At 59.5% G+C, this 2,906-nt stretch carries 3 protein-coding genes; all 3 read right to left on the bottom strand.

The genetic code is table 11. The features are described 5' to 3' along the window. Positions 1 to 1,352, bottom strand: a 1,352-nt coding sequence (locus EOM25_13590) for a cation-translocating P-type ATPase (protein ID NCC26206.1), incomplete at its 3' end; no start/stop codon positions are given. 61 nt (positions 1,353 to 1,413) lie between these two features. Beyond that, complete coding sequence (locus EOM25_13585) at positions 1,414 to 2,634, bottom strand: DUF2325 domain-containing protein (GenBank protein ID NCC26205.1); 1,221 nt, start codon at positions 2,632 to 2,634, stop codon at positions 1,414 to 1,416. Between the two features lie 13 nt (positions 2,635 to 2,647). Then, positions 2,648 to 2,906 (bottom strand): hypothetical protein (locus tag EOM25_13580; GenBank protein NCC26204.1); only part of this gene is annotated, 259 nt, incomplete at its 5' end.

The raw sequence follows: 2,906 nt of genomic DNA, 5'->3' as shown, positions 1-2,906 counted from the left end.
GGATGGTGGTTGTGGGCCTCGGCCGAAACCGCGAGTCGCAGGAGTTCTTGTTCGTCAATGCCCCGGGTGGGAAGGACATGAACCAGTTCAGGATGCCCATTGGTCAGGGTGCCGGTCTTGTCGAAGCAGACCGTGTCGCACTTTCCGGCCTCTTCGAGGTAGCGGCCACCTTTGATGAGGACATGCTTTTTGGCCGCGGCCGAGATGGCCGCGCTGATGGCCGTGGAGGCCGAGAGCACCGTGGCACAGGGGCAGGCCATGACCAAGAGGACGGTGAAGGCCCTCCAGGCGCTGCCGGTGACCACGAAGGTCGCGGCCGTGGTCGCAAGCCCGACCTTGACCAGATTCCGGGCCAGAGTGTCGGCGACCCCCTCGATGGGGGCCCGGTTCTCCAGGGAATCCTGAACTTTGCGCATGACCCGGGCGAGGTAGGTGTTATCTCCCACCCGGGCGGCCTCGACCCGGATGACCCCCCTGTGGACGAAGGTTCCGGCAAAGACCCGTTCGCCCCGGCCCCGGCAGATCACTTCTTCGCGGCCGGTAAGGGGAGCCTCGTTGATCTCGGCTTCTCCGTGGACGACGATTCCGTCCACGGAGATCTTCTCCCCGCCATGGAGGACGACGATGTCGCCGATCCGGACGTCCTCGACGGCTTTTTCGACCTCGACTCCGTCCACGAGCACGAAGGTGTGGTGGGAGGTGATTTCAAGTATCTCGGCGATGCTCTTTCGTGATCTCTCGGCAATCCAGGCCGAGAGCAGTTCGGCTCCGGAGTTGATCCACAGGATTTCAAAGGCGGTCATGGCCTCGCCGGCAGCGATGGCCGTGACCGTGCCGGCGGCCAGAAAGCCTTCCAGGCCGAGCCTCTTTTCCTTGAGTTTTCGCACCCCGCTGACGATCAATGGCAGGCTGAAGAACACCCCGGCCAACCCAAGGGGGCTGGCGATGGTCTGGGCGACGCTGGCCTTGAAGATGGATTCGCGGATCACGGCCGCCCCGAAGACGGCGGATATGGAAACGAAGCGGATCAGGGCCTTGCGCACAGGACGTCCGTTGTCCTTTGGGCAGGCACAGTTCGAGGCCATGTCCGGATCAGCGGATTTCGGGACCTGGGCCGGATGAAAGGTCTGCCTGACCCGGTCCAGAAGGGTTAGGGGTGCGAGGGTTTCAGGATCAAAGGCCAGAACAAGGCTCGCGCAGACCGGATTGACCCGCAACCAGAGAAGGCCCTCGAGATTCTTCAGTTCGTCCAGCTGGACGGCATCTCTTGCGGAGCCTTTCAGGGCCTTGACCTTGAGTCGGAGGCGGCCAGGTATTTCATGTTTGATGACAATGGTCGGTTTGGTTCTCATGGACAGTCCATCTTTCTGCTTGCTCCGGCCCGAAAAGGCAGCCGAAACGGATTATTTCTTGTCAGCATTCCTCGAGCCGAGAGTTGTCCAACAACTCTTCGTTGGCAGCCAGTTCCCCGAGTATCCTGGCCAGGCTGGAAAGCCCTGAGCTTCGGGCGAGCTTCAACGGCTTCACCTTGTGCCTGCAGGCCTCCTTGACCTTCAGGCAGGCACCGTGGCTGACGCAGTCCACGGGGCAAACGACCGCGTCCACGCCTCCCAGGATGACGGGCAGAGTGGCCTGAGATTCCTCGAGACCTCCGTCGTGATGCTCGAACTTGCCGCCGTACCGCTCCACCAGGGCCCGGTAGTGGCGAACGAGATTGGCCCTCCCTCCGACGTACAGGATTCGCTTGCCACAGAGGTTCGGGCCGGGGCAGGCCTCGGTTCCGGCCTTTTCACATTTTTGGATACACGGGCCAGAATTTGCCAGGGCCGAAAGCAAGCGGTGGATTTCTTTTTCGAGAAACTCGACCTCGGCATCTTTATCGGCCAGTTCCAGTTCCAGGTTGTCATTGCGGACGACCAGACTATTGGTCCTTCTGGCCATGCGGGCCTCGTTCACTCGCATGTGGTCCAACTGGGAGGAAAGCTCGGTCAGCGAGTCCTTCAGTTCCTCGTTTTCATTGCGCAAGGCCTCAATTGTTCGCAGGTCGAATTTCCGCCGGTAGCTCTCGAGGTCCGCCGTCAGGGAGGCTACTTGGGCCTTGGCCTTTCTGTTCTCCTCGACCAAAAGCCTGAAGCTGTGACGGTGGGCGGCCTTGACGCGATTCCAGCGTTCCTGGAGTTGAGAAGTCCGCTCTTCAAGGGCCGCCAGTCTGCGAACATCGGCCCGGTTGGAAGATCCAACCAGATGGGAGAGCATGTGCACCTCGCCAAAGACCTCGGCCTGAAATTCCTCGGAGGCTTTGGGGTGGGAAGCGATGGCCCAGTAGGGTCCGGGGATGTTGCCCGATCGCAGAGCCTCTCTCCAAAGGCTCCGGAGTTCCGTGTCGGATTTGTTCATTCCGAAGGTGCGCAATGATTTCGAGTACTTTCGGTCGAGAAGCTTGGTGATATCGCGCGATGCCGGGCAGTTCATCCTGCACATCGATACAAATGTGGCGTGGATCTGGAAATCGGTGGCGTCGGAGGGCATTGTCACCTTGAATTTTCGGGCAATTCTGCGCAGTTCGCCAAGACTCAAACAGGTCCCGAGAATCGAGCATTGATGGTCCCGCGTTTCCCAGATTTTCAGTCGCATAGACGGCTCCAGTTCAAGTGTTGTCGGCCAGAACGTCGATCAATTGTTTTCTGAGAGCTTCCAGATTTTTCGATTTGAAGGACTTTCGGCTCTCTTCAAGGACGATGATAGCCATGTGTATGGCTTTACGCAGTCGTTTGACCCTGACCGAATCGTCGACACGCAGGAAATCGAGGGCACCTGTCTTGTCTGAGGCCTCGGAATCCTCAATCAATCTGCTGAGCAGGAGACAATGATGCTCGGCATCATGGCGGATATGGTCGGCGCTCGTG

The sequence above is a fragment of the Deltaproteobacteria bacterium genome, assembly GCA_009929795.1.
Classification (GTDB): Bacteria; Desulfobacterota; Desulfovibrionia; order Desulfovibrionales; family Desulfomicrobiaceae; genus RZZR01.
Note: the sequence above shows the minus strand (reverse complement) of the source record. Positions and strands in the feature narration are given on the sequence as shown.